Raw genomic sequence first — 21,563 nt, forward strand, 5'->3', positions numbered from 1 at the left:
AAAATCGGATAGTAAAACAGCTAAAAGCGGTGCTGAGTTAGTTCTACAAAAGAAATGCATTCCTTCTAATGCTATATTTCCTGTATATTGGGTTCCCGAATCTTACTCCTAAATCCTTTGATGAAAACTTTATCACCCGCCTCGCTGCGCCTCGATTCTATTGATATTTTCCGGGCGCTGACTATGCTCCTCATGATTTTTGTGAACGATTTCTGGACGCTCACCGGCGTGCCCGAATGGATGGAACACAGCAAAGGCCCGGATGATGCGATGGGGCTTTCCGATGTGGTGTTTCCCGTATTTTTATTCATTGTAGGCTTATCCATTCCCTTTGCCATCGCAAACCGAAAAGCGAAACGGGATAGCAACGGAACGATCCTATTCCACATTGCAGAGCGCACATTTGCGCTGCTGTTAATGGGTGTTTTTATTGTGAACTATGAGAATATCGTAGGCTCAGGCATGTGGGTGAATAAATATGTGTGGGAGATTTTGATGGTCGTGGCTTTCTTCCTGATCTGGAATGTGTATCCCGATGATCTGGGTAAAAAATCGCTTTACACGGGATTGAAAGTGCTTGGTTATTTGCTTTTGGTGGGTTTGGCGGCCATTTACAAAGGTGGTGACGAGGCCAATCCATCGTGGATGGGCACGCATTGGTATGGCATTCTTGGACTGATCGGCTGGGCTTATCTGATCTGTGCGGTTATCTATTTTTTGGCGGGCGATAATCTGGCATTGAATGTTGCAGGATGGCTGTTTCTTGTGTTATTCAATCTCGCAGAGTTTGCTGGGTTGCTTTCATTTTTAAACCCGGTCAAAGATTACGTTTGGATCGTGGGAAGCGGTGCGATGCCTGCTTTCACAATGGCGGGCGTTGTAGCCTCGGTCATTTACAGGCTTTACAGCAAGAAAAATGGCATTACTGCGACGTATTTATTAATCCTGACCGTTCTCGGCATTATTTGTCTGACCTACGGCTTCGGAACACGCCCTTTCTGGGGCATTTCCAAAATCAGGGCGACGCCGGCCTGGATAGGGATTTGCAGCGGAATCGCGTTCCTCGTTTTCGCGTTCTTGTTTTGGCTCGTTGATCTGAAAAAGATAAAAAACTGGGCGGACATCATTAAGCCTGCCGGAACGGCGACACTGACGTGTTATCTCGTGCCCTACATTTGGTATGCGGTGTTGACACTCATACATTTTAGTCTGCCCGAGTTTCTCAGAACCGGCATAATCGGGCTGATCAAGTCATTTTGCTTCGCTTTGCTCGTCATTATTGTAACCGGGCTGATCAATCGGATTGGGATCAGACTTAAGATTTGAAAAAATGGGTGGTAAATATGCGCCGCATCGTCTTTTCTATTGTACGTGGATTTTTAATTGATATATAATGACTTCAAGAAGAGCTTTTGTAAAAAAAGGAATTGCCGGATTGGTTACCGGCGGGGTTTTGTCCCAGTCTGCTTTTGCCAGGGATTTTGTGTTTGAAAAAAAGGCAGACACATTTAAGCTGGCTATGGCCGGATTCAGTTTTGTGAATTTTAAGCTGGATGAATCGCTCGAAATGATGAAAAAGACCGATGTGCATTACTTGTGTATCAAAGATTTTCATTTGCCATATAAAAGCACAGCTGAGGAAATTGCGGCTTTCCATGAGAAATTGAAACAGGCGGGCGTAACGGGTTATGCTGTTGGGCCAATTTATACAAAAACACCACAGGACATTGATAATGCGTTTGATTATGCCAAAAGTGTGGGCGTAAAGCTGATCGTGGGCATTCCCAATCACGAAGACCTTAAATATGTGAGCGACAAAGTGAAGGAAACGGGCATTCGTTATGCAATCCATAACCATGGTCCGGAGGATAAGCTTTATCCTAATGCAACCTCTATTCACAACCTGATTAAAGACCTTGATCCTGGCCTGGGCATTTGCTTTGACATGGGCCACAACCGCCGCGATAACCAGGATTCGGTTGCAGATCTTGGCAAATACTCGAAAAGGATTTTTGATATACATTTAAAAAACGTCACGGCTGCCACGAAAGAAGGGAAAACTTGTGAGCTGGGGCGCGGAATTATCGATATTCCTGCATTTGTGAAAATGCTCAGAAAGGTGAAGTATGATGGCTGCTGTAGTCTTGAATATGAGAAAGATATGAAAGACCCGCTGGCTGGAATTGCCGAATCGGTGGGCTATTTCAAAGGTGTTTGTGATGCAGGCAATTAAGTAAATGTCGTTTCAAGTGATGTAAAATCATATTTTTGCATCCATATTAATGTTATGGCCGCTCGTTGCGGTCCGCGAAATTGATTATTAAACATAACGCCATAAGAAATGCTCAAAACCGTGCCCTTTGATCAACTGGCAGCTTATAAAAAGCTGAAAACGCATCATAAAACCATTTCTCAAAAACATCTGAAATCGCTTTTTGAGGAAGATGCGGATCGCCACAAGAAATTCTCAATCCGTTTTGGCGATATTTTGCTCGACTATTCCAAAAACCGTATTACAACCCGTACGCGCTCTTATCTTGTCCAACTTGCCGAAGAGGCGGGATTGGCGGACGCCATTGAGCAGATGTTTACGGGAGAAAAAATCAATGCGACAGAAGGACGCTCGGTGCTCCACGTTGCCTTGCGTAACCGGTCTAATGATCCCGTTCTATCTGACGGAAAAGATGTAATGCCGGACGTAAATGCTGTTCTGGCAAAAATGAAGGAGTTTTCAGGTAAGGTGAGATCCGGCAGCTGGAAAGGTTACTCGGGTAAGGAAATCACTGACATTGTGAATATTGGGATCGGTGGAAGTGATCTGGGCCCCGTAATGGTTACCGAGGCGTTGAAAGCCTATGGAAAACCCGGCTTGAATGTTCATTTCGTATCCAATGTCGACGGAACGCACATCGCAGAAACCGTTAAGTCGCTGAACCCGGAAACGACATTGTTTATGATCGCTTCCAAAACGTTCACCACGCAGGAGACGATGACCAACGCACACAGCGCACGCGCATGGTTTTTGGAAAAAGCTGGCAATAAGGAGCATGTGAAAAAGCATTTTGTGGCGATTTCAACGAACCAGGCTGAGGTTGAAAAATTCGGCATTGATCCTGAAAACATGTTCGGTTTCTGGGATTGGGTTGGCGGCCGCTATTCATTGTGGTCGGCAATCGGGCTTTCTATTGCTTGTTTTGTGGGTTTCCAAAATTTCGAGCAGCTTCTTTCGGGCGCGCACGAAATGGATAAACATTTCAGGACAACGAAGTTTGAAAGGAATATTCCCGTTATTCTGGCCTTATTAGGTGTTTGGTATAACGATTTTTTTGATGCGCAAACGCAGGCCATCTTGCCTTATGACCAATATTTGCATCGTTTCGCTGCTTATTTCCAGCAAGGAGATATGGAGAGCAATGGTAAAAGTACAGGACGCGACGGCAAACCTGTTGGCTACCAAACCGGTCCGGTGATCTGGGGCGAGCCTGGAACTAATGGTCAGCATGCATTCTACCAGCTGATCCACCAGGGGACAAAGCTGATTCCCTGCGATTTCATCGCGCCGGCAACGAGCCATAATCCGCTGGGTGAACATCATAAAATGTTGTTATCCAACTTTTTTGCCCAGACAGAAGCATTAATGAATGGCAAAACGGAAGAGGAAGTAAAAGCTGAGCTTGTGGCTGCTAAAAAGTCAAAAGAAGAGATAGAATTTCTAACACCGTTCAAAGTATTTTCAGGCAATCGCCCTACGAACTCTATTTTGGTGAAGAAAATCACGCCTAAAACACTGGGAAGCCTCATTGCCATGTATGAGCACAAGATTTTCGTGCAAGGCATTATCTGGAATATTTTCAGCTTCGATCAATGGGGTGTGGAGCTCGGCAAGCAGCTTGCGAACAAAATTTACCCGGAACTTCAAAATGACTGGCCAGTTTCGAACCACGATAGTTCGACCAATGGCCTGATTAATCAATACAAGCGGTGGCGGTAACGGTCAATCACCATTGATTTAAACGCAAGCCCTATTAACACACCGGCAGCATCTGCAACGGCGTCCCACCAATCAAATGTGCGGTCGAAGGGCAGGAGCTGCTGGTAAAATTCCAATCCAAGTCCATAAGCCATCCCGAGCAGCACGAACAGTGCTGCTTTTTGCGGATATACCAGCGTCCATAAGGTAAACCAAACAATAAAAAGTCCCGCGTGCACGATCTTGTCGAAGTCTGCAACTGGTGCAGAAGGAATATCCTTTCCGGGCCATGTACAGGCAAGAAGGATAAGAAATGTCCAGATCCAGGCAATCCACCAGTTTCGGGATAGTACATTAATAATGCCCAGGAAAAGTTTAGAGACCATGAGGAAGGTTTTTGTCTGCAATTTAAGCGATTTTGCCATTCAAGTATTTTGAATTCGTTGAAAATTCGGCATGAACCTGATAATTATCAATTTAAAGATATGCCCACGTATTAGTAATATTTTTTAATAATTTAGCGGATCACAAAATTCCTTGCCTTGATGAAACGCGTTTACTTATTACTCACTCTATTACTGACTTTTTCCTTTACTGGCTTTGCGCAAAAAATTGTCCATTTGGATGAAGGCCTTGCAGCGGGTCCCTGCCATCAGTACGGTCGCGAAGCATTGTATACTGATCAGCTTGCTTATCAACTTTACAACGGAACATTAGCAAAACCACAGGAAGGCAGTTTGCTGCTTAAAAACGCCAAAGGCGAAGACGTTAATTGGCGAAAAGTCAAAGCCGACACCTCGCACAGGTTACGCGGGGATTCTTTTTCGAATGGGTATGTTTATCTCACATATCAATCTGAAAAAGAGCAAACTGTAATCCTGACCGTGACCGGCAATGATATGCTATTTTTTAATGGCGTTCCGCGCGGCGGGGATATGTATCGTTATGGCTGGATGAACCTGCCGGTCCGTTTGAAAAAAGGGACGAATGAAATTTACGCGCGGGTCGCACGTTTTGGAAGATTTGGAGGCATTGCAGCCAACATTACATTTCCGGAGAAACCCGTTTTTATCGATACAAAGGATGCTACATTGCCGGATGCGGTTCCAGGCTTGAAAAACGATTCGCTTTGGATTGGCCTGGTTGTGGCAAACACAAGTTCAAAAGTGTTAATGGATTTAGAGGTTAAATCAGTTGTTTCGGGTAAGGAAGTGACTACAACTTTGCCATCGGTTCCTGCCTTATCTTTGCGCAAGGTTGGTGTTTTGGTAAATGCTTCCGGCATTCAGACCGGCAAGCAAGACATTGCGGTTACTTTAACACAAGCTGGTAAAGTGATTGACTCCAAGAATATTAGCATTCAATTAGTTGAAGAAGGGAAGCAGTATAGCAGGACGTTTGTCAGTGAATTGGATGGCAGCGTTCAATATTATGCAGTGTCGCCGCAGTTGAAATCTGGTTCTACCGAAAAGCCCGCATTGTTTTTCTCCGTTCATGGAGCGGAAGTTCAGGCCATTAGCCAGGCGCGCGCTTATAAGCCGAAGGACTGGGGTGTTTTGGTTGCACCTACGAACAGGCGCCCACGTGGTTTTAACTGGGAAGATTGGGGCCGGATGGACGCATTGGAAGTGCTGGACATTGCCAAGAAGCAATACAACCCTGATCCTGCCCGGATTTTCCTGACCGGTCACTCCATGGGTGGCCATGGAACCTGGTTCCTTGGCGCAACATATCCTGAGAAATGGGCGGCTATTGCACCGTCTGCCGGTTATCCTACATTGTCGTCGTACGGCTCACATGACGGCGTGATCCCCGACAGCGCAGGTTCGCCCATTGAGGCGGTGCTGCTTCGTGCCAGTAATCCGAGCAATGTTCTTGCGCTTACTTCCAACTACAAAAGCCTGGGCGTGTATGTGGCACACGGCGATGCGGACAGGACCGTGCCCGTAACTTATGCACGGCAGATGCGTGACATTTTGGGTAAGTTTCATAGAGATTTCAGTTATTACGAGCACATTGGCGGGGAACATTGGTACGGCGACATTAGTGTAGACTGGCCTCCGATCTTCAACTTTTTCAGCTGGCATTCAATCCCGGCGGATACTGCGGTGAATGCGATTGACTTCATGACTGCAAATCCAGGCGTTTCATCAAAAATGCGTTGGGCTTCCATACATCAACAGCTTACTGCGCTCAAATACAGCCGAATACAATTGAATCAGGATAAAAAGGCTAAAAAGATTAACGGTAAGACTGATAATGTTGCCTTGCTCTCCCTGGATCTGGGCGCTTTTCCGGTTGGGACCAATGTGACTGTTACACTGGACAGCCTGGCCGCTTTGGAATATCAGGTTAAGAAAGAGAATGAAACCATTTACTTGAAAAGAGAAAACAACTGGCAGCTCGCCGAAGCACCTGCAAAAACGCAAAAAAATATCTTGCGAAACGGCACATTCAAAGATGCTTTCCGGAACAGAATGGTGTTCGTATATGCCACAGGTGGAAGCAAAGAGGAGGCGAGCTGGGCACTTGAAAAAGCCAAATTTGATGCAGAATCCTGGTACTATCGAGGAAACGGTGCTGTTGACATAGTAGCAGATAAGGATTTCTCGCTGGAAAAATTCAAAGATCGTGGCGTGATTCTCTATGGTAATAAAGACACAAATGCTGCATGGAATATATTGCTAAAGGATTGCCCGGTGAGTGTTAGTAAAGGAAAGATTACAGTGGGAGAGAAGCAGTTTTCGGGCGACTTAGCAACCTATTTTATTTACCCCAGACCTGACAGTGACATTGCATCAGTAGCTGTGATCGCCGGAACAAGCAAAAAAGGTTTCCAGGCAGCGAACGCAAACCAGTATTTCAGCGGAGGAAGTGGGTTTCCTGATTTGATGATTTTTTCAATGGATATGCTGAAAAATGGCATTAAGGAAGTGAAAATGGCTGGCTTTTTTGGAAATGACTGGTCGGTTGAGAATGGTGAATTTGTAAATAATTAGTATTTATTGCTCTAAATGAAAAGCGCCGGGAGTTGATCCCGGCGCTTTTTTCTTGTGATGAAGTGTAAATTGTTTTAACCGTTGTCCGCAAATTCCGGATAAAGGGTCATGCCGCCATCAATGTAGAGCGTTTCGCCATTGACATAATCTGAGTCGTCCGACGCAAGCCATGCGACAGCTTTTGCGACATCCTGCGGTGTTCCAATTCTTTTATATGGGATCAATTGTAAAAGTCCTTTGTATTTATCAGGATCAGACCAAACTTCTTTATTAATAGAAGTTTTAATCGCACCGGGGCTAACCGAGTTCACCCGGATTTTATAAGGAGCGAGTTCTTGTGAAATGGACTTCATGAACATCATAATGCCACCTTTTGAAGCTGCATAGTTCACATGTCCGGCCCAGGGAATAACGTCGTGCACGGAGCTCATCAGGATGATTTTACCGATTGAAAGTTCGCTGTGGCTTACTTCCGTCGCCGCCTTTTCCTGCGCCACAAACTGTCGTGCGGCTTCGCGGCAAACCAAAAACTGACCTGTAAGGTTCACATCAATCACTTTCTGCCATTGCTGCAATGTCATTTCCAGGAAAGAAGAATCCTTTTGCAAACCGGCATTACTTACAACGATGTCCAAACGGCCAAACTTGCTGATGGTTTCGTTGAAGAGTGCCTTAACCTCTTCTTCATGGCTTACGTCGGCTTTTACCAAAATTGCATTTCCACCTTTTGAAATGATCTCGTTCAGCGTTTTTTCGCCCTCTTCCAGGTTGGAGCTGTAATTGACTACAACTTTGGCGCCGAGTTCGGCCAGATGAATGGCGCACGCCTTACCAATTCCGGAACTTGACCCTGTAACAATCGCAACCTGATCTTTGAATTTCAGATCTGAACCTATCATATAATCTCTTTTTCAAATGACTTCAGCTTTTTCCAAACCCGACGGTTAACATTTTTTACCGCCCAGTTTTTTGCAATTAAAATTGCTTTTGAAACCGCCTCACGAGGAGAAATATTATTTGTTCTTAAAAGCTCCTGCGCAATAGTGACCGCCTTTTCACGGGTCGTAGGAGATAAATACATCAACTCTGGTAACGCGATTCTATTGTCCATATTGATTTTCAAATTTTAATGCAATGGTTTAAGTAGCCTGATGAATATGTAACTCAAATGAATAAAAATTAATGCCAGAAACGACCGGTCTTTTTTCAACTTTTTGCAGGAATCAAATACCCACTTTGAAAACTTTTCGTGTAAAAAAAATCCCCATCTGGTTAAAGACGGGGATTTTTCAAGTTGTCTTATTATTTGACTTCCTCAAAATTAACATCCGTCACATCATCGGTTGGATTGCCGTTGTCCGCAGTCCCTGGGTTTCCTTGTGGGTCACCACTTGGCCCGCCTGGTTGGCCTTCTGCACCGCCTTGTGCGTACATTTCCTGAGAGGCAGCTTGCCATGCACCATTCAGTTTTTCCATTGCAGCATCAATTCCTGCAAGATCCTGGCTTTGGTGCGCAGTTCTCAATTCCGCTAATGCTCCTTCAATCGCTGATTTATTGCCAGCAGAAAGCTTGTCACCGAATTCTTTCAATTGTTTATCAGTAGAGAAGATCAAACTGTCAGCAGCGTTGATTTTCTCGATTTTTTCACGTTCAGCTTTGTCAGCCGCTTCGTTTGCTTTTGCTTCTTCACGCATACGTGTGATTTCTGCATCTGTCAAACCGCTTGACGCTTCAATACGGATCTTCTGCTCTTTGTTTGTGCCTTTATCTTTTGCAGACACATGCAGGATACCGTTTGCATCCACATCAAATGTAACTTCGATCTGTGGTGTTCCGCGTTGCGCAGGTGGAATGTCAGACAAGTGGAAACGTCCTAATGTACGGTTCTGGTTTGCCATCGGGCGTTCGCCTTGCAACACGTGGATCTCAACAGAAGGCTGGTTATCAGCAGCAGTCGAGAATGTTTCTGTCTTTTTAGACGGGATTGTCGTGTTTGCATCGATGAGTTTGGTGAATACACCGCCCAATGTTTCGATACCCAAAGACAATGGAATAACGTCCAAAAGCAATACATCTTTCACTTCACCTGTCAAAACACCACCCTGGATTGCAGCACCGATTGCCACCGCTTCATCCGGGTTAACGCCTTTCGAAGGTTTTCTGCCGAAGAATTTTTCAACTTCTTCCTGTACGCGAGGAATACGTGTAGATCCACCAACCAAAATCACTTCGTTGATATCATTGTTAGTATATCCCGCATTTTTCATTGCTTTCTTGCAAGGCTCCATCATTCTCTGGAACAATGAATCAGCAAGCTGCTCGAACTTCGCACGTGTTAATGTGCGTACAAGGTGTTTAGGAATGCCATCAACCGGGAATATGTAAGGAAGGTTGATCTCAGTTTGTGTTGAGCTTGACAATTCCACTTTCGCTTTTTCAGCAGCTTCTTTCAAACGTTGCAATGCCATTGGATCTTTTCTCAAATCCACAGCTTCGTCTTTCTGAAACTCGTCTGCAAGCCAGTTAATGATCACTTGGTCAAAGTCGTCACCACCAAGGTGTGTATCACCATCCGTAGATTTTACTTCGAAAACGCCATCACCTAGTTCAAGGATCGACACGTCGAATGTACCACCACCTAAGTCGAAGACAGCAATCTTCATATCTAAATGCTGCTTGTCAAGACCATAAGCAAGCGCAGCAGCAGTTGGTTCGTTGATGATACGTTTCACATCAAGACCAGCGATCTGGCCGGCTTCTTTTGTAGCCTGGCGTTCTGCATCATTGAAGTAAGCAGGAACAGTAATAACCGCTTCTGTAACTTCCTGACCTAGATAATCCTCGGCTGTTTGTCTCATTTTCTGCAAAATGAATGCAGAAACTTCTTGTGGAGTATATAACCTGTCTCCGATGGGGATACGAGGTGTGTTGTTTGGACCTTTATCAACGGTGTACGCAACAGTTTTTTGTTCACTGGTTACGTCATCGTATTTTTTGCCCATAAATCTTTTTATGGAGCTGATAGTATGCTTGGGATTCGTGATCGCCTGGCGTTTGGCTGGTGCACCGATTTTGCGTTCACCGTTATCCATGAATGCAACCACTGAAGGGGTTGTGCGGGCACCTTCGCTGTTTGCAATTACAACCGGCTCGTTACCCTCCATGACAGCCACACAGGAGTTCGTTGTTCCTAAGTCTATGCCAATAATTTTTCCCATTGTTCTATATTAAAGTTAAGTATAATTTGATTCTGACTAATCCGCTGAAAGCGCTTGGCTATACAACGTTCTGAGGCTTTACTAAAAACCTCGTACCAGAAAGAAATGAATAAATGGGAAGTGACAAAGTGTCAGGCTCATTGTGCCTGACACTTTCATCGAGCGAAGGAGTTAGGCCAGATCGGCCATGAGCGGGTCACTGATGCTAATGCGACCTGTTTCCACGTGCCCTGCCACGCGAACCAGGAAGTCAGGATGTTCTTCAATAGTGACCGAGAAGTCATACCATTGGGAGCTTTTTTCAAGATTGAGAACCAGTGTTTTTTCAAGAGTTGCCTGTGTGTCAACAACTGGCAATGTTACGGTCTGATTATTAGCGCCGTATGCATTGTCCCGGATTATAAATGTGCCTTTCAAAGCCATGTTATCTGCCTCAAATTTCAGCTCTATGTCCCCGGTTGGCTTATTGTTTTTGTCAAATTGATAGTGAAGGCCAACTTTGACATTGCCAGTAGCTTTGCTGCCCTGGAATTCCCTGAAAAAGCCATTGGGCCCGTAAACCCGCAGATGATATTTCCCGCCTTCAAAGTCCTCGGGTTTCCATGATCCTTTGAGCGCGTCGCCCGCCTTTACAGCATAATTCCAGACCTTAACCTCTTCATTTTTGTATTTTCCAGGTGCATAAACGATGAATGGTGCGCCGGCTGCCTTGTCGCGGAATATGCCATTTTTGGCTTCGAGTTTTATCTCAAATGCATTTTTGGCAGTATTAAAGCTACCCTCTGCCGCCAGCTCGTAAGGGATAGGGCAGGAAGGGCGTGTTCCTTTTTCCTGCTTTGGCATTAATGGCGAGGTCAAAGGATTTTTATTGATCTGATCAATGTCGGTTTTGGATAATGCTTTATAACCGTTGGGAAGTTTTTTAAACTGCGCATTATAAATGCCCTCCATGAATTCGTTGCGCGCCAGGAATGTCGGCAAAGGAATTTTTTCGCCGTCGTATGGAGCAAAGGTGGAAGTGAGGTCCCCGCAAATGGTCCTTCTCCAAGCACTGATATTGGTTTCTTCGATATTCTTGCCGGATTTGTGGCTGGTGAATTTTTCCAAAAATTGCAAGATGGAAGTATGATCAAAAACTTCCGAGCATACATTTCCGCCACGGTTCCAGGGAGATGCAACAACCAACGGAACACGGAAGCCAAGGCCGATCGGACTTTCTCGGCATTCTTTCTTTTCTTTTTTGGTCATATCCTGCTCCATTGTCACAAATTCCGTTTTGCAATCAATGCCTTCGGAAACTGCGCCGGTGTCTTCTTTATATGGGTCAGGAACTACAAAAGGTGGGACGTGATCGAAATAGCCATCATTCTCATCGTAGCAAAGAATGAAAATGGTTTTCTTCCAAACTTCCGGATCTGCCGTTAGAATGTCCATCACTTCCGAAACATACCAGGCGCCATACCAGGGCGAGGTTGGGTGATCCGAGAAATTTTCAGGTGCTACGAGCCACGAAACGGTTGGCAGATTACCGCTCTTTACATCACTTCGAAACTGGTGTAAAACGTCGCCCTGGGGCGCTTTTGCTTCGTGCTCAATGTCGCCGTCGAGATATTTAACGGTGGTTACCTTGCGGTAATCCGGGTCGTTTTTATTGGTGGTGAATGCTTTCTGATGAATGTTCTTTGTGCGCTGTGAAAGCTTTTCATAGTTTTCGGGCGTCCATCTTTCTAATTCTTCTTTGGCAAACACCAGCTCTTTTTGCTTTGCATTCAGCGATTTTTCAAGGTCGGCCGACTCTTTCGTGCCTTTTGCCGCCTTCGCTAGTTTCGCTTCCGTTTCCTGGATTTCCCCGGGAAGTGCGCTTAACCTTGCTTTTTGATATTTTTGATACCCTGTATGATATCGGATTTCATATTGACTGAACCATTCAATCGGGTTGTCTGTAAAGTTAGCGAGCCAGGAATCTTCTTCGCCGGTGAGGCCGGTGTCAATGCTTAGTTCGTTTTGGTAAATCCGCCAGGAAACGCCATTATCCTCCAATCTTTCTGGAAATGTCATCCACGACGCTTCTTTATCATCGGTAACATTCTCATTTCTGACATTGGCATAATATTCCGGACCTGATTTCTCACGGATCGTGCCAGACCATAAATAAAGCCGGTTGGGCGTCGTGCCCGTAAGTGACGAACAGAAATTCTGATCGCAGACAGTAAAAGCATCAGCCAGCGCGTAATAGAATGGAATATCCTCCCGATTGTAAAAACCTTGTGTCAAAGGCATTTTGGCATAATCCTTATGGCCGGGCTGCTTGGCTATAAGCCATTTATCATATTTTCCGCCATTACGTGCGTCCACCTGATTAGGCCATGAGTGCGGCAATGAACCCATCCAGGTCGCATTGGACTCCTTCATATTCAGCCGGAACGGAACATAGGTTTCGCCAAATGCATTGGTTTGGAGCCAGACAAGATTTCTATTGGGTAAAGTGATTGCTCTGGGATCATTAAAGCCCCGAACACCGCGCAGGGAGCCGTAACAATGATCAAACGAACGGTTTTCCTGCATCAGGATCACCACATGTTCGGCGTCCAGGTAAGTGCTTCCTTTTTTGGGATCAATGGCCAGCGCCCGCTGGATGGAAGGTGGCAGAGTGCTGAACATTCCGGCTGCCCCGGTGAGCAGGGTTGCCTTTTTTATAAATTCCCTTCTGGATTCCATGGGGTAGGGTTTTAGGTTTGAACTTGTCAGTAGTACCCGACAAAAACACTAAAGTACCAACCTTTTATTATTTCAGGAGTTAAAAAATTGTGAAGAAGTTGGGAGAGGGCAAAAAAATCCCGCCGGAGAGGCGGGATGCTGTTTTATTTTACCTGATCAACGATCGCTTTGAATGCTTCCGGATGATTCATCGCCAAGTCAGCGAGAACTTTACGGTTAAGCTCGATGCCGCTTGCACTAAGCTTGCCAATGAAAGCAGAATATGATAAACCGTGAAGACGGGCTCCTGCGTTGATACGCTGGATCCACAATGCACGGAAATTACGTTTCTTTTGCTTACGACCTTTGTATGCATATGCCAAACCGCGCTCTACTGCGTTTTTAGCAACTGTCCATACATTTTTACGACGGCCGAAATAGCCTTTCGCAAGTTTTAATACTTTTTTACGTCTTGCACGTGACGCAACGTGATTTACTGAACGTGGCATAATTTAACTGTTTTTGATGGTCGGCGCTCTGATGAGTCTTGCAATGCCTTCTATCGGGTTGAACAAAAAACCAGAATTGGTATTTTAATTAATGGCTGCGAAAATTATTTCGCCAGCATGGCCATTACCTGCTTAACATTAGACACATCAATAAGACCAGTTTTAACCAATCCACGCTTGCGCTTGTTTGATTTCTTAGTCAGGATGTGGCTGTGGAACGCGTGCTTGCGTTTGATTTTACCAGTGCCGGTCAGCGCGAAACGCTTTTTAGCACCGGAATTGCTTTTCATTTTAGGCATGATTCAAAAAATATTAATTGATAAAATATAAAACAGCGCGCAAAATTAGCCAAAATGTTTCTAAAATGAAAATCGTGTCCCTGACAAAGTCAAAGACACGATCTAATTAAACTTTATATATATCCCGGAACCTGAATGTCAGATCACCGGATGCTTAACACGAAATCTATTTTTTTGCAGGTGCAGGCGCAAGAATGATCGTCATTCTTTTTCCTTCAAGCTTTGGCTCCATTTCAAGCTTACCATAGTCTGTAAGGGCTTCTGAAAACTTATTCAGCAAGTTTACACCTCTTTCTTTGAAAACAATGGTACGTCCAACGAAATGCACGTAAGCTTTAACTTTCGAACCTTCTTTAAGGAAATTTATCGCATGCTTTAATTTGAAATCAAAATCGTGATCATCCGTATTCGGTCCAAAACGGATTTCTTTGATGACAACTTTCATTGCCTTCGCCTTGATCTCCTTCTGCTTCTTCTTCTGCTCATACTTGAACTTTGAATAGTCAACAACTTTGCAAACAGGCGGAACCGCTGTTGGCGCAATCTCAACTAAATCAAGGCTTTGTGCCTTTGCAAGCGCGCGGGCAGTATTGATATCAACTATGCCTGGTTCAATGTTCTCTCCAACCAGACGCACTTCTTTTGCTGTAATTCGTTCGTTTATTTTATAAGGTTCTTCGGGAACTCTTAACCGTCCACTCGGGGGTCTTAATGCCATATAACTTGGTTTGGTGTTTTTTTGGGTTTTGTTGGTGAAAATCAAAAAACTTAACACTACTGTCACAAAAATAGTGCCTTAGTGCGGGAATAATAACAAAAAGTTAGAAAATCATCAAATAATAGCAGCTTCTTTCTTAAAAAAGCTGATGAACTCCTCTATTGTCATGCTTCCCATGTCACCTTCGCCTTTCCTGCGAACTGACAATTTGCCTTCTGCTGCTTCTTTTTCACCTACAATTAGCATAAAAGGAACTTTGGTAACTTCCGCGTCACGGATCTTGCGGCCAATCTTCTCATCACGATGATCCACGAACCCACGAATGTCGTGGTCCTGCAATTTGAAAAACACATCTTCTCCATAATCAGCAAATTTCTCAGAAATCGGCAGGATCGCGATCTGATCTGGCGAAAGCCACAATGGGAATTGTCCGGCCGTGTTTTCGATCAGGATGGCGATAAATCTTTCCATCGAACCGAATGGTGCGCGGTGAATCATTACCGGCTGGTGTTTCTGGTTATCGGAGCCTGTATATTCAAGTCCGAAGCGTTTTGGCATCTGGTAATCCACCTGAATCGTGCCCAGCTGCCACTTTCTGCCCAATGCGTCACGCACCATAAAATCCAGTTTCGGACCGTAAAATGCAGCTTCGCCTAACTCGGTGACAGTGCTTAGTCCGCGTTCCTGAGCAGCTTCTATGATCGCATTCTCTGCTCTTTCCCAGTCTTCGTCTTTTCCTATATATTTCACTTTGTCGTTCGGATCACGAAGCGAAATTTGTGCGCTGTAATCCTCAAAGCCCAGTGATTTGAAAACATATAATACCAGATCGATTACACGGACAAATTCTTCCTTCACCTGATCGGGACGGCAAAAAATGTGCGCATCATCCTGTGTAAATCCGCGAACGCGCGTAAGTCCGTGTAACTCACCGCTTTGCTCGTATCTGTAAACCGTTCCAAACTCCGAAAAGCGCAACGGCAGATCTTTGTAGGAGCGGGGAGAAGTTTTATAAATCTCGCAGTGATGCGGGCAGTTCATCGGTTTCAACAAATATTCCTCTCCAACATTCGGAGTTTTGATTGGTTGGAAAGAATCCTTGCCATATTTATCCCAGTGGCCCGAAGTTACGTAAAGCTCCTTACTGCCAATGTTGGGTGTGATCACAGGCAAATAACCTGCGCGCGACTGTGCTTTGCTCAAAAAAGATTGCAGGCGTTCACGAAGCATGGCGCCTTTGGGTAGCCACAATGGAAGTCCCTGACCCACTTTTTCCGAGAATGCAAACAATTCAAGCTCTTTTCCCAGTTTCCTGTGGTCACGTTTTTTAGCTTCTTCCATCAATGTTACATACTCTTCCAGTTCTTTTTGTTTTGGAAAAGTAATCCCGTAAATGCGGGTCAACATTTTGTTTTCCTGCTTGTTACGCCAGTAAGCGCCCGCAATGTTGGTCAGCTTAACGGCCTTAATGAAGCCGGTGTTCGGAATATGGGGTCCGCGGCAAAGGTCAGTGAAACCGCCTTGCTCATATAATGTGATGGAGCCATCTTCCAGACCATCAATCAGTTCCAGCTTGTATTCGTCACCTTTTTTAGTGAACAATTCCAAAGCATCTGCCTTGCTGATCGGCTTTCTGACATACTCGTTTTTCTGGCGCGCGAGTTCCAGCATCTTCGCTTCGATTTTCGGAAAATCATCTTGTGAGATAGATTTGTCGCCCAAATCGACGTCATAGTAAAAACCTTTTTCGATAGACGGTCCCGTTCCGAATTTTACGCCCGGATACAATTCTTCCAATGCTTCGGCCAGTAAGTGGGCAGAAGAATGCCAGAATGTTGATTTTCCATCCTCGTCATTCCACGTGAGCAATTTCACGAGGGAGTCCTGCGTGATCTCACGTGTAGGGTCCCAAACTTCATTGTTAACTTTGGCAGCGATCACATTGCGCGCCAAACCTTCACTGATACTGAGCGCAATGCCCATGGCAGTAATACCTTTTGGGTAAAACCGTTCACTTCCGTCGGGCAGGGTAATTTTCACTTGAGACGCGTCTTCCATTCAAAAATTTAATTCTATGACAATTAATCAAAGGCTTGTGAGGGCCACAAAGTACAAATCTATTCAATTTTAGCTTTTCGAGACGAGTCTACACGGATATTTGTAGTTCCTCTCGGCCGTATAACGTTAATTTTCACCCGTGATGTGTCCAGCAACTTGTACCCGGAGCTGGCTCTGGCATTGGGATCATAAGTGGAGTAAATGTCCGCATCTTCTTCCCTTCTGATCCTGTAAAGGCCATTTCGGGCGCTTTGGTCACCCGGGCTCAGCACCAATGCCATGGAATAATAATCAACCGCTTTGGTATAATCGCCCGCTTTTTCGTAGGCATAACCAAGCATATTATTGATATCTTTTGACTTGGGCTTAATTTTTAAAAGCTGCTCCAACGCCCGGATCGCCTTATAGTATTCTTTCAGCTGTGTGCCCACTGTCGCAATACGCATCAGCGCGTCTTCATATGCCGGCCTGAGCGCAACTGCTTTCTGATAATTAATTAATGCTGTGTCCGGTTTTGCAAGCACATTAAAAATTTCACCCCGCTCAAAATAAAGGCTTGGCACATTAGGAAACCGCTTGATGGCCTGTTCATTAATATTCAACGCCTCCGCAGGATTTTTGAGTTTTCTTAGTATAATAATACTTTGTTCGTAGGCCCGTAAAAGTTTTGGGTTTACATTCATAGCATATTTGAAACTCGAAAGACTTGCTAATGAGTCGCCTTGCCGCGCTTGCAACATCCCTTTAACGTAATAAGCCGAACCATCATACGGGGCCATTTTCATCGCCTGGTTCAGGTAATTAACTGCTTCGCCAAAGCGGCCTTTGGCTTGCAGCACATCGGCAAGCAATACATACAGCTCCGGGCTGCTTTGCTGCAATGCTTCCGCGCGCTGCGCGTCTTCGAGCGCTTTGTCGATGTCGCCCAGCTCCCGGTTGATCTTTCCACGTAGCAAAAAATATTCGCTTACATTCTCCTGCTCGTAAATAGATTCGTTGATATCTTCCAGCGCTTCGGAATATTGTTCCCGTTCAAAGTAGATCCGCGCTCTTTTGAAATAATTCTGATCCGTGTCAATGCCGCGGTTGATGAGCTCGGTAAGCGACAACAGCGCGTCACTTTGCCATTGCGCATGTGACTTTTTCACAACAGGTGGAATGCGCGTGGAATTTCGGGCGTCGCTTTGGCAGGATTGGTTTAAACCGGCTAAAACAATGCAAATCAAAAGGGATGTACGCTCGAAAATTCTAGACATTCTGGTCTGAAAATCTGGAAAAAACGCCGAGTGGAAGGTTTTTGCCAAACGAATCGGGAATGAAAAGCTCACCAAATTCGTGGTGGATCTGCGTCCCGAAATGTGCTTTGATCAAATTTTCCACGATCAGCGCTGAAAAACCCAAAGAATACAAATTGATAATAAAGAAGAAATTTTCCTTCTTCAAGAGTAAAGCGCAAAGTCTGAGGATTTCGTTCAGACTTTCTTCCAAAAGCCACTTTTCTCCATCCGGGCCACGGCCATATGCAGGTGGATCGAGGATAATGCCATTGTATTGATTGCCACGGCGCACCTCTCTCTGCACAAATTTCAATGCATCTTCCACAACCCAGCGAATGTTATCCAGCCCGCTGAGTTCCATATTTTCCCTCGACCAGCTGATCACCTGTTTCACCGAATCCACGTGCGTAACGTCTGCCCCGGATGCCTTAGCGGCCAATGATGCAATGCCTGTGTAAGCAAAAAGATTGAGAACAGAAGGCTTTGATTCGGGAATCTGTTTCAACTTTTTGGCAATGTAATCCCAGTTAGTCGCCTGCTCAGGAAACACGCCTACGTGCTTGAAAGAGGATAATGCCAATTTTGAACGCAAATGCAGCGCATTAGTCCTATACTGAAAAACCCATTTATCCGGCATGCCGTCCTTAGCAATCCACTGGCCTTTTTCCTGTGAATTTTTGTCTCTTTTGAAAACGGCATTGGAGCGTTTTTCCCATTCAGACTCAGAAAGGGTTTTGTCCCAAATGGCCTGAGGCTCAGGACGGGACAAAATGTATGGGCCGAATCTTTCAAGCTTTTCAAAGCCGCCGGTGTCGATCAATTCGTAATCAGTATGTTGCTCTGGGGATAATAAAATCATGAAAATATTTTTAGCAATTTCCATTGGCTTAAGCCAACGGAAAAGGGGTAATGGGATTTAATATGCAATCTTGTTTAAATAAAAAACATTGCGTCTTCCGCGCGTTTGCGGATCGCCCGCGGCATTGATAATGCGCTGCTCGCCCCATGCCAGATAAAAGTTGTTATACCAGTAATCAATGTCGTCAGTGCTGGTTTTTCTCACTTTATCGCCCTCTACATTGGTTTCGTTCGGGATCACCCGGTCGCTGTCAACCACCTGGTTTCCCTTGATGATCTTACTCCGGATGGCTCCGTTGTGGCTGTAAACGAGGCGTGAATTACCATTTGTAAAAGTCTGCACTTTGATTTTTTCGCGCAAATCCATGCTTTTTACATTGTCAAAATTGATACTGTTATCCCAAAGCAATTTGCCGTTTTCATCCACGTCGGCCACAACGGCGTGCGTGTAGGTGAATCCGTCGAAAACTTGCTGGTTATAACCGCGCCCTCCGTACATGGGATTCCATAAATAAGGATTGTAAAGCCCCATTCCAAAAGGATAACCCATCATTCCGCCATAACCAAGACCACCCATCATGGTTGGGTTCTGGTAACGATATTCAGGGTAAAAAACCTCCGCCACTAACAGAAAGTTATTGTTTTTGGGAACAATGTCATGCACAAGCAGCCGGTAATTCAATTTCAGATCGTTGCCGCTTTCTTTCTTTTTGCGGATACGTTTCTCCATTTTTTCCTGCTGCCGCTCATTCATGAAATTAAAAAAGTTCTTAAACTCGGTAAAGCTGTGGTAACGGGTGAAAACAGGCTCATTACCAATGATTTTACTAATATAAAGTCCCTGGGAGGCGGCGTTGGCCGTGCTTTGCATATTCCGGTAACCATACGTGCCAATAACGATCCTTACCGAATCGTTAAGCACTTGTAACCTGCCACTTAGCAAAGAATAATCGTCCTCCGGATCAACCGAAACCTGCGCATAAAGCTCGCCGGTTTCCTCATACGAACGAGCAACAATGCGGGTTTGTCTTCCTTTTTTTACTGCAAAACAAACATTCACCAAATGATGCGCTGTGTCCACTTCAACGGTCTGGATGGCATTGGAGCCTTTGATAGCGGACGGTAAGATCTTCGTTTGTGCTGTCCTGAGCTGGGTTAAGATCAAAACGGGTTCATTCCTGACCATTCCGGCCATGAAAACAGAGTAACCCAATGTTTTGAAATCGGTAATCTCAAAACGGTCGACCGTGTTGATCGTAAATGTTTCCACAAATCCGGGGCCCACATTCACTTTTACGATCTGATATAACGAACTCCGGTATTTACTAAAAAGCAAAAACACCGCCTGCCCGTCATAGGAAGCGGTTATATAGTCCAGATTGGCTTCAATAGGTCCGTCTATCGACCATACGCGTTCCAGATTTGTATCAAATTTCTGAACATTGAATGTGCCTTTTTCGGGTTTTGAAATAAGCAGAACACCTTGTGAGCCCAACGGCACAGTTTGGTAGGCCATATTTCCCGACAAAGGTAATTCTATTCTCTTAACACCTTGTGCAGCAGTAAGTAACGATGCTGTGGTAAGGATAAAAAGCAAAGAGATCTGACGAAATGCTGAAAAATTAAGATTCATGTGCCAATGCAACAATAATGTCGAATTCTTCGCGCTTGACCGGCACCACCGAAAGTCTGGACAAGCGTACGAGCTCCATATTTTTGAGAATATCGTGTTTTTTGATTTGTTCAAGAGTAACCGTTTTTGGGAAATGTTCCACCGGAACCACATTCACTACGACCCAATCACCTGTGTCAATGGTTGGATCAGGATAGTGTTCTTTTGAAACTTTTGCCAAACCGACCACTTCCTTGCCAATGTTGCTATGATAAAAAAGAACGAGATCGCCTTTCTTCATCGCCATCAGGTTGTTGCGGGCAGCGAAGTTTCTGACCCCATCCCACATGCCTTCTTTTTCTTTTACAAGATGATCCCAGGAATATTTATTTGGTTCACTTTTTACGAGCCAATGGTTCATGAATTAAAGTTTGGTTTTAAACGAATTTTGTAGATGAAAAACACATCCCGGGATCAGGGAAATTTCGGGTATTTGCTGAAATCAGGCTTTCTTTTTTCAAGAAATGACTTTTGGCCTTCTTTCGCTTCTTCGCTCAGATAATAAAGCAATGTTGCATTTCCAGCCAATTCCTGGATTCCAGCCTGTCCGTCAAGCTCCGCATTGAAAGAGCTTTTGAGCATTCTGATAGACAACGGGCTCTTTTCCTGAATTTTTTTACACCATTCAACGGTTGTTGTTTCCAGATCTTCCAACGGAACGACTTTGTTGACCAAACCCATTTGTAGTGCTTCCTGCGCGTCGTACTGATCGCATAGGAACCAAATTTCGCGTGCTTTTTTCTGTCCCACAACACGTGCCAGATAAGACGCGCCAAATCCGCCGTCGAAGCTTCCCACTTTTGGCCCCGTTTGTCCAAATCTGGCATTTTCAGCTGCTATGGAAAGGTCGCAGATCACATGCAGCACGTGTCCGCCGCCAATTGCCCAGCCTGCTACCATTGCGATAACGGCCTTAGGGATAGAGCGTATCATGCGTTGCAGATCGAGTACATTCAAGCGCGGCACATGGTCGTCGCCAATGTAACCGCCGTGCCCGCGAACCGATTGATCGCCACCGGAACAGAATGCCTTTCCGCCTTCTCCGGTTAAAATAATGACATCGATCCGTGTGTCTTCCCGGCAAATATGCATCGCATCGATCATTTCCGTAACGGTGAGCGGCGTGAATGCGTTGTGTTTATGCGGGCGATTTATGCTTATTTTTGCAATGCCTTCGTGAAGCGTAAAAAGGATTTCCTCGTATTCTTTAATGGTTTCCCACTGAATTGAACTTGACATAATTCGGAATGTAAATGAATAATCTGGCGTTAAAAAGTTAACTATAAC

General features: G+C 44.9%; 18 protein-coding genes. 4 read left to right on the plus strand and 14 right to left on the minus strand.

The features are described 5' to 3' along the window. Positions 1–120 precede the first annotated feature (120 nt). The 3 genes from B5X68_RS19200 to pgi all read left to right on the plus strand — a co-directional run bounded on the left by B5X68_RS19200 (position 121) and on the right by pgi (position 3,991). Positions 121–1,326, plus strand: coding sequence for a DUF5009 domain-containing protein (locus B5X68_RS19200; protein ID WP_082216387.1), 1,206 nt, complete (start codon positions 121–123; stop codon positions 1,324–1,326). A 67-nt stretch (positions 1,327–1,393) separates the two neighbouring features. Continuing rightward, positions 1,394–2,233 carry a sugar phosphate isomerase/epimerase family protein gene (locus B5X68_RS19205; RefSeq protein ID WP_082216388.1) on the plus strand — a complete coding sequence of 280 codons (840 nt, stop codon included), beginning with the start codon at positions 1,394–1,396 and terminating at the stop codon, positions 2,231–2,233. A 108-nt stretch (positions 2,234–2,341) separates the two neighbouring features. Then, a complete protein-coding gene (gene pgi / locus B5X68_RS19210) occupies positions 2,342–3,991 on the plus strand; it encodes a glucose-6-phosphate isomerase (RefSeq protein WP_082216389.1) in 1,650 nt (549 codons plus the stop codon). On the opposite strand, the gene B5X68_RS19215 is transcribed toward pgi, so the two are convergent. Then, positions 3,970–4,395, minus strand: a complete 426-nt coding sequence (locus B5X68_RS19215) for a VanZ family protein (protein WP_229208489.1) — start codon at positions 4,393–4,395, stop codon at positions 3,970–3,972. The genes pgi and B5X68_RS19215 overlap by 22 nt on opposite strands. A gap of 120 nt (positions 4,396–4,515) precedes the next feature. On the opposite strand from B5X68_RS19215, the gene B5X68_RS19220 reads away from it, so the two are divergent. Continuing rightward, positions 4,516–6,969 carry a carboxylesterase family protein gene (locus B5X68_RS19220; protein WP_082216390.1) on the plus strand — a complete coding sequence of 818 codons (2,454 nt, stop codon included), beginning with the start codon at positions 4,516–4,518 and terminating at the stop codon, positions 6,967–6,969. 74 nt (positions 6,970–7,043) lie between these two features. On the opposite strand, the gene B5X68_RS19225 is transcribed toward B5X68_RS19220, so the two are convergent. The 13 genes from B5X68_RS19225 to menB all read right to left on the minus strand — a co-directional run bounded on the left by B5X68_RS19225 (position 7,044) and on the right by menB (position 21,515). Next, complete coding sequence (locus tag B5X68_RS19225) at positions 7,044–7,868, minus strand: SDR family oxidoreductase (RefSeq protein WP_082216391.1); 825 nt, start codon at positions 7,866–7,868, stop codon at positions 7,044–7,046. Continuing rightward, complete coding sequence (locus tag B5X68_RS19230; RefSeq protein WP_082216392.1) at positions 7,865–8,080, minus strand: hypothetical protein; 216 nt, start codon at positions 8,078–8,080, stop codon at positions 7,865–7,867. Before B5X68_RS19230 ends, B5X68_RS19225 begins: the two co-directional genes overlap by 4 nt. Before the next feature lie 191 nt (positions 8,081–8,271). Then, the gene (dnaK, locus tag B5X68_RS19235; RefSeq protein ID WP_082216393.1) at positions 8,272–10,188 is read right to left on the minus strand and encodes a molecular chaperone DnaK; all 1,917 of its coding nucleotides are present in this window, start codon (positions 10,186–10,188) and stop codon (positions 8,272–8,274) included. Positions 10,189–10,359: 171 nt separating this feature from the next. Further along, the gene (locus B5X68_RS19240; protein ID WP_082216394.1) at positions 10,360–12,906 is read right to left on the minus strand and encodes a phosphocholine-specific phospholipase C; all 2,547 of its coding nucleotides are present in this window, start codon (positions 12,904–12,906) and stop codon (positions 10,360–10,362) included. 143 nt (positions 12,907–13,049) lie between these two features. Beyond that, positions 13,050–13,394, minus strand: coding sequence for a 50S ribosomal protein L20 (gene rplT, locus B5X68_RS19245; protein WP_026631508.1), 345 nt, complete (start codon positions 13,392–13,394; stop codon positions 13,050–13,052). Positions 13,395–13,498: 104 nt separating this feature from the next. Then, entirely contained in the window at positions 13,499–13,693 is a 195-nt protein-coding gene (rpmI, locus tag B5X68_RS19250) for a 50S ribosomal protein L35 (protein WP_026631509.1), read from the minus strand. Between the two features lie 166 nt (positions 13,694–13,859). Then, positions 13,860–14,411 carry a translation initiation factor IF-3 gene (gene infC / locus B5X68_RS19255; protein WP_082216552.1) on the minus strand — a complete coding sequence of 184 codons (552 nt, stop codon included), beginning with the start codon at positions 14,409–14,411 and terminating at the stop codon, positions 13,860–13,862. A gap of 114 nt (positions 14,412–14,525) precedes the next feature. Beyond that, positions 14,526–16,469 carry a threonine--tRNA ligase gene (gene thrS, locus B5X68_RS19260; RefSeq protein ID WP_082216395.1) on the minus strand — a complete coding sequence of 648 codons (1,944 nt, stop codon included), beginning with the start codon at positions 16,467–16,469 and terminating at the stop codon, positions 14,526–14,528. A 59-nt stretch (positions 16,470–16,528) separates the two neighbouring features. Beyond that, complete coding sequence (locus B5X68_RS19265; RefSeq protein WP_082216396.1) at positions 16,529–17,725, minus strand: tetratricopeptide repeat protein; 1,197 nt, start codon at positions 17,723–17,725, stop codon at positions 16,529–16,531. Continuing rightward, positions 17,718–18,605 carry a class I SAM-dependent methyltransferase gene (locus B5X68_RS19270; protein WP_082216553.1) on the minus strand — a complete coding sequence of 296 codons (888 nt, stop codon included), beginning with the start codon at positions 18,603–18,605 and terminating at the stop codon, positions 17,718–17,720. The genes B5X68_RS19265 and B5X68_RS19270 overlap by 8 nt, the downstream gene beginning before the upstream one ends. 57 nt (positions 18,606–18,662) lie before the next feature. After that, positions 18,663–20,237: a hypothetical protein gene (locus B5X68_RS19275; protein WP_082216397.1), complete on the minus strand. Its 1,575-nt coding sequence runs from the start codon at positions 20,235–20,237 to the stop codon at positions 18,663–18,665. Next, entirely contained in the window at positions 20,227–20,637 is a 411-nt protein-coding gene (locus B5X68_RS19280; RefSeq protein ID WP_082216398.1) for an EVE domain-containing protein, read from the minus strand. The genes B5X68_RS19275 and B5X68_RS19280 overlap by 11 nt, the downstream gene beginning before the upstream one ends. Before the next feature lie 53 nt (positions 20,638–20,690). Beyond that, positions 20,691–21,515, minus strand: coding sequence for a 1,4-dihydroxy-2-naphthoyl-CoA synthase (gene menB / locus B5X68_RS19285; RefSeq protein ID WP_082216399.1), 825 nt, complete (start codon positions 21,513–21,515; stop codon positions 20,691–20,693). Positions 21,516–21,563: the final 48 nt, after the last annotated feature.

It is taken from the genome of Dyadobacter psychrophilus, assembly GCF_900167945.1.
GTDB lineage: Bacteria > Bacteroidota > Bacteroidia > Cytophagales > Spirosomataceae > Dyadobacter > Dyadobacter psychrophilus.